The sequence below is a fragment of the Lutispora saccharofermentans genome, assembly GCF_024363565.1.
Classification (GTDB): domain Bacteria; phylum Bacillota; class Clostridia; order Lutisporales; family Lutisporaceae; genus Lutispora; species Lutispora saccharofermentans.
Genome location: NZ_JAJEKE010000012.1, coordinates 121,175 through 127,688, shown reverse-complemented (window position 1 = coordinate 127,688; position 6,514 = coordinate 121,175). Strand labels below are relative to the sequence as shown.

Sequence of the window (6,514 nt, the reverse complement as noted above, 5' to 3'; positions counted from 1 at the left end):
ACCATGGATTCCAAGGGTGAAGTCTTGTTGACCATTATGGCATCCCTTGCCCAACAGGAAAGCCAATCCTTAAGCCAAAATGTTAAGCTAGGTATTCAGTATCGCTATCAGCAAGGTGAAGTTCAGGTCAACCATAAGCGTTTCCTCGGATACACCAAGGATGAAAACAAGCAGCTAGTGATTGATCCAGAGGGCGCTGAGGTTGTTAAACGGATTTACAGGGAGTACCTTGAAGGAGCCAGCCTTTTACAAATAGCAAGAGGATTAGAAGCAGACGGTATTCTTACAGCAGCAGGCAAATCTAAATGGAGACCTGAAACACTGAAAAAGATACTGCAGAATGAAAAGTACATCGGTGATGCCCTTCTACAAAAAACATATACTGTCGATTTCCTTTCTAAAAAGCGAGTCAAGAATAACGGCATCGTTCCCCAGTATTATGTAGAAAACAGCCATGAACCTATCATTCCACGAGACCTTTTTATGCAGGTTCAAGAAGAAATGGTTCGAAGAGCAAATCTTCGCGGCGGTAAGGGCGGGAAAAAGCGAGTTTACAGCAGTAAGTATGCTTTATCGAGTATTGTTTACTGCGGACAGTGCGGTGATATTTACCGACGGGTACATTGGAATAACCGAGGATACAAGTCAATTGTTTGGCGATGCGTCAGCCGTCTGGAGGAGAAGGACTCTGAATGCACTGCACCTACCATAAATGAGGGAACATTGCAGACAGCAGTGGTCAAGGCTATTAACGAACTTTTGGCTAACAAAGAACCCTTCCTCTCAACCTTGCAGAAAAACATAACTACTATATTTAATGAAGAAAATGATAATGCCACCGATGATATTGATAGCAAATTGGAAGAATTGCAACAACAGCTTCTTATCCAAGCAAAGTCCAAGAATGACTATGAAGATGTGGCTGATGAAATTTACCGCCTTCGAGAATTAAAGCAAAATGCACTAGTTGAAAACATAGAGCGAGAAGGAAAAAGGCAACGAATCGCTGAAATGACTGATCTCTTGAATGAACAATCCTGCGAGTTGGAGGAGTATGACGAGCGGTTAGTTAGACGGCTTATTGAAAAAGTTACGGTAAATGATGACAGAATTGAGGTGGAATTTAAGTCAAGTATTGAAATAGATATAGAAAATTAGATATAAGACTTGCCGCTGATTAAGGGTAACAGCTCTTGATTGGCGGCTTTTCGTTTTTATAATGCTTATGTCATACAGGAAATTGAAAAAACTTAACGGCAAGTTGCACAAGCTACTATTTTTATAAAATACTGTCTATTGGATAATTCTGCATTCATATGGTCTACGGAGCGTGGATTATATTTTGAGATACATTGTTTTATACTAGAGTCGAGGTGAAAATGATGGATACAAAAAGAAAAAAAGAGCTTTTAGAAGCCTATAAAAACAGACATCCTGAAATGGGAGTAATATCTTACCGTTGTAAAGAAACTGGCGAGGTATTTTTGGGTATCTCCAAAGATACAAAATCAGGCTTTAACAGCAATAATATGAAATTGGCAGCCAACTGGCATCCTAATAAACGATTACAAGAACTCTGGAATAAATATGGCTCGGAAGGCTTTGAACTATCAGTTATTAAAGTGTTAAAGTATGATGACCCACACGAAGATTATACAGCAAAATTAGAAAGTTTGAGAGAACAGTGTCTCGCTGCTGATCCAAATGCAAGGAGGATATGGCGATGAATGAAAAAGTTGTTATGGTATCAAATGGTTATGAGCGTATAGATGGCAGAAACGCCTACAAATCTGGCATCAAACGTTTAACATTAGGTGCACCTATGCTGGAAGAAAATAAAAAAATGCAGATTGCCGCACAGATTTGGAAAAATGATAAAGATGGTGAATTGATTTTGGCCCAGGAGCTGCCCATCCATCAAATATTTGATTTGATGATTTTTTTGTCCAGGACATTGCTTTACTTCAAGGACGCTTACCGACTCCCCCTTTTATATGACCCGGAAAAACCCCTCGTGGAACGTGTTGGGCTACAAGGCGATGTGCTACCTGTAGAGGTGTGTGTAGACAATCAAAACATCAATGAGGACATCAAAGCATTTGCCCAGAGTCTGAATGATTTAGGGGAATTGATTGGAGAACGCAAGCGGGTGCTTAACCGAATTTTAGAAGAATTGGAGTTATATTAATATGAAACAAACCAGTATTTTATCACCTACCAGACAGCTATCAGAAGAGGAGAAGTCCCATGTCTGGCAAAAACCACCTTCACATATTGAGAGTGAAGCAGAAAAACGTATATATCAAGAAGTAGTAAGAAATTGGAATCGCGGTGAAATGAAAATTAGCACCATTTTGCTGGAGGGGGATGCTGGTTCGGGAAAAACCCAGATTGCCAAAGCTTTATCTGCTGATTTTAACCTGCCTTATACGAAAGTAACCTGTTTTGCAGATATGGATAAATCCGATGTCCTGGGTTCGATTCTTCCGGTGCTGTCAGAAGAAGATGGTCATTCTGATAAGGTTGAATATCGCTATTATCCGTCAGAAATTGTTCGTGCGTATGAAAATGGATGGCTCTTGGAGATTCAGGAACCGACAGTGATTCGGGATGCTGCTGTTTTAATGGCGCTAAATTCCGCATTAGAACCAGATGGCAGTCTAAACTTGCCAACTCGTATCGCACATCGTCACCCTGATTTTATTGCGGTTATCACAACAAACCGCGGTTACAATGGCTTCCGGCCCTTAAATGAAGCTTTGCGAGATCGAGTGCAGCATGCAGAAAAACTAGATTTACCGCCTAAAGCAGTGATGATGGAGCGGGTTAAAGCTAAGACCGGTTATGAATCTGAACCTGTACTATCTCTTTTAGCTGAAACGATTATGGTGCTGGATGAGACAGCCCGCGCCAATGCCATTAAAGGTGTGGCCGGTATGCGTTCCTATATCTTTTGGGTGGATGCCGTTCAAAGTGGTGCCTCAATCCAAAAAAGTTTATATTATAAGGTGTTATACAAAATCACGACCGATCCGCAGGAGCTTGTTATTTTAGAGCAGGCACTGGCTAGTCATGGCTTGACAGAAAAGCTTGAGGAAATGGATCACATATGTCAATCGCAAAAAGACGGAGAAAATCCTGAAGTAATGGAACTTAATATTTCCGAAAACGGAGAATTCTCTGCCAAGACAGATCAAGCTGATAAAAATGCAGTGCGTCTGAGAAAATCAGAAGACAGTGAGGGGCATTCTGATACGAGCAGTGATGAAAATACTGATATTTCAAGCAATGATAATGGGGAAAATGGCACTCCATTCTATCATGAGCTCGATAAATCAGATACAACCGAATTACAAAAAAAGAATTTCGTAAACAGTTGAACAGGGAAGCACGGCAAAGTGTTCAAGGAAGTGTCCATGAAGATATTAAGCTGATTGTCCATCGTCCGGAAGTTACCTACCAGAACAGGGAAGAGTATAACCGTATGATGACAACTTTGATGCCAGTTATTCGGGAATTAATCAGAAAAACAAATCCGCTGTTGGAGCATGAATTATCTGCTGAATTCGCGAAATCGAGGTTGTATGGCACAAAATTTTGCGCGGATCAGGTTGCCACTATGGATTTTCGCACATTTGCCCGCAAGCGTCCGCCTGAGGAAGAACCCTCTATTGCGGTTGCTCTCAGGATTGATGAATCAGCGTCAATGTCAGCCTTTGGTCGTTTGGATGCAGCAAAACAGGCAGCTGTCGCCTTATACGAATTCTGCAAAGGGTGTGGCATTCCGATAATGGTTTACGGGGATACAGCAGACCGCTCCAAGCTGGAGCAAATGTCTGTCTATTCCTATGTAGACTTTGAAAGCAAAGATGCAAATGAAAAATATGCTCTTATGAACATTCAGGCTCGCAGCAACAATCGGGATGGTATGGCATTGCGCATTATTTCCGAAAGATTGCTTAATGCGCCCCAAAAATCCAAATTAATAATCAGCATCAGTGACGGGCAGCCTAAGGCTATGCCTGATTATTCAGGTGAAAAGGCAGCGTATGATATGAAAGATACTTTGCAGGAATTTAGGCGAAAAGGCATCCAGTTCCTAGCTGCAGCTATTGGACAGGATAAGGAGGCTATCCGAGAACTTTACGGTGCTGAAAATACACTGGATATAACCGATTTGAAGCAGCTTCCAGCAAGATTGGTACAAGTAATCGCAAGGTTCATGTAGTATGATATATTAAGCAGAAATGGAGGTGGTGGCATGGATTGTGTGAAAATAGGAAAATTAATTGCCAAGCTGCGAAAGGAAAAAAACCTTACCCAGAGAAATATTGCAGATGCACTGGGTATTCAAAATAAAACTGTTTCAAAATGGGAATGTGGTTTAGGATGTCCTGACATATCGCTGTGGCCAGAACTATCTACTATTTTGGGTGTTGATATGAAACAGATGATGGAGGGTGAAATCACATCAAATAAGCCGGATAGCGGCAATATTGATAAAGTACGTTTTTACGTCTGTCCTTCCTGTGGAAATATTTTGGTGAGCACAGGAAGTGCCTCTATCTTCTGCTGCGGAAGAAAATTAGAACGTGTCTTGCCTACTGTTGCAACTATTGCACCAAAAATCACGGTAGAGGAAATAGATACTGATTACTTTGTCACTTTTGACCATCCAATGACCAAAGATCATTATCTTTCTTTTGCGGCCTATGTTAAAAGTGACAGAGTATTTCTAAATCGCTTGTACCCAGAACAAAGTCCAACTTGTAGGTTTCCTATAACTACCGGTGGCAAACTATTTGTTTATTGTATTAAGCATGGCTTATCGGTATATTCAGGTAATCTATAATTAAATCAATATTATCTTCCTGGGATGTATATGTTTGTTGTACTGTCCGTGGCTTTTTTCAATTTTAAACGTTGTTTAAAACAACTTATTGTGTTAAAATATATGCTGATACAAATAAGAGTTTAGGAGGAACCGAAACTTATGACAGCCTCAATGCGTTTAAGATAAGCTGGCAATAAAAAAAAGCAGAATCTATCCCCGATGATAGGCTTTTTTGTTGTGCTTATTTATACGATATTGAGCATTCATTAGTTACGGTGAGATATAAGTTATTTAACTATAACTTTATTTAACTATGTCTTAAATATGAATGTTTCCAAATTGTATGTATGCAGACCAAAAGCCACATTGTGGATTTAGGCCTGCATTTTTTATTGCCTAGAATGCTATTCAAAATAGAAATTCAAGCAAAATAATATGCAGGAGATAATATAAATGGAAAAATACAACAATTGGAAACTTAAGTTTTATACAATATGGGCAGGGCAGGCAGTATCATTAATCACTAGTGCCATCCTGCAAATGGCGATCATTTTTTACCTTACAGAGAAAACAGGATCTGCGATGGTCTTGTCTATGGCTTCACTAGTAGGTTTTTTACCCTATGCGGTCTTTGGACCAGCCATTGGTGTATTAGTGGATCGTCATGATAGGAAGAAGATAATGATTGGTGCTGATTTAATTATAGCAGCAGCTGGGGCCGTGCTAGCTATTGTTGCATTGTATATGGAGTTACCTATCTGGATGGTTATGGTAGTATTGTTTATCCGTAGCATTGGAACAGCTTTTCATACCCCGGCTCTCAATGCGGTTACGCCACTTTTAGTACCAGAAGAACAGCTTACGAAATGTGCAGGCTATAGTCAGTCTTTGCAGTCTATAAGCTATATTGTTAGTCCGGCGGTTGCAGCACTCTTATACTCCGTTTGGGAACTAAATGCTATTATTGCCATCGATGTATTGGGTGCTGTGATTGCATCTATTACGGTAGCAATTGTACGTATTCCTAAGCTGGGTGATCAAGTGCAAAGTTTGAAACCAAATTTCATAAGAGAAATGAAAGAAGGTATGGCTGTACTACGGCAAAATAAAGGATTATTTGCTTTATTACTCGTTGGAACATTATATATGTTTGTTTATATGCCCATAAATGCATTATATCCTTTAATCACTATGGAATATTTTAATGGTACACCGATGCATATTTCTATTACGGAGATTGCTTATGCCTCTGGTATGTTGATAGGGGGTCTATTATTAGGGTTATTTGGGAATTACCAAAAGCGAATCTTATTAATAACGGCATCAATTTTTATGATGGGGATAAGCTTAACCATTTCAGGATTACTTCCTCAAAGTGGATTTTTCATATTTGTAGTCTGCTGTGCAATAATGGGGCTTTCGGTTCCGTTTTACAGCGGTGTGCAAACAGCTCTTTTTCAGGAGAAAATTAAGCCTGAATATTTAGGACGTGTATTTTCTTTAACTGGAAGTATCATGTCTCTTGCTATGCCAATTGGGTTAATTCTTTCTGGATTCTTTGCTGATAGAATCGGTGTAAATCATTGGTTTTTACTATCAGGTATTTTAATTATTTGCATTGCAATAGTTTGCCCAATGATAACTGAGATTAGAAAATTAGATGCAAAATAAAATAAAGGA

5 protein-coding genes and 1 pseudogene are annotated in these 6,514 nt (G+C 39.6%); all 6 read left to right on the top strand.

Annotated elements, in window-relative coordinates; all coding sequences use genetic code 11:
* A partial coding sequence (locus tag LJD61_RS13520) for a recombinase family protein (RefSeq protein WP_255228073.1) occupies positions 1–1,158 on the top strand: 1,158 nt, incomplete at its 5' end.
* A 224-nt stretch (positions 1,159–1,382) separates the two neighbouring features.
* Positions 1,383–1,727, top strand: a complete 345-nt coding sequence (locus LJD61_RS13515) for a GIY-YIG nuclease family protein (protein WP_255228072.1) — start codon at positions 1,383–1,385, stop codon at positions 1,725–1,727.
* A complete protein-coding gene (locus tag LJD61_RS13510) occupies positions 1,724–2,188 on the top strand; it encodes a DUF6530 family protein (protein ID WP_255228071.1) in 465 nt (154 codons plus the stop codon). The genes LJD61_RS13515 and LJD61_RS13510 overlap by 4 nt, the downstream gene beginning before the upstream one ends.
* Position 2,189: 1 nt before the next feature.
* Positions 2,190–4,228 (top strand): annotated as a pseudogene (locus LJD61_RS20815) (AAA family ATPase).
* A 33-nt stretch (positions 4,229–4,261) separates the two neighbouring features.
* Positions 4,262–4,852 carry a helix-turn-helix domain-containing protein gene (locus tag LJD61_RS13495; protein ID WP_255228068.1) on the top strand — a complete coding sequence of 197 codons (591 nt, stop codon included), beginning with the start codon at positions 4,262–4,264 and terminating at the stop codon, positions 4,850–4,852.
* A 435-nt stretch (positions 4,853–5,287) separates the two neighbouring features.
* Positions 5,288–6,505 (top strand): macrolide efflux MFS transporter Mef(A), encoded by a 1,218-nt coding sequence (mef(A), locus tag LJD61_RS13490; protein ID WP_027625762.1) that lies wholly within the window; start codon positions 5,288–5,290, stop codon positions 6,503–6,505.
* The last annotated feature ends 9 nt before the right edge of the window (positions 6,506–6,514 follow it).

What these genes read in the sequence shown, in the direction of transcription:
- LJD61_RS13495 (WP_255228068.1), top strand. Translation starts at nt 4,262, where the DNA reads ATGGATTGTGTGAAAATAGGAAAATTAATTGCCAAGCTGCGAAAGGAA.
- LJD61_RS13510 (WP_255228071.1), top strand. Translation starts at nt 1,724, where the DNA reads ATGAATGAAAAAGTTGTTATGGTATCAAATGGTTATGAGCGTATAGAT.
- LJD61_RS13515 (WP_255228072.1), top strand. Translation starts at nt 1,383, where the DNA reads ATGGATACAAAAAGAAAAAAAGAGCTTTTAGAAGCCTATAAAAACAGA.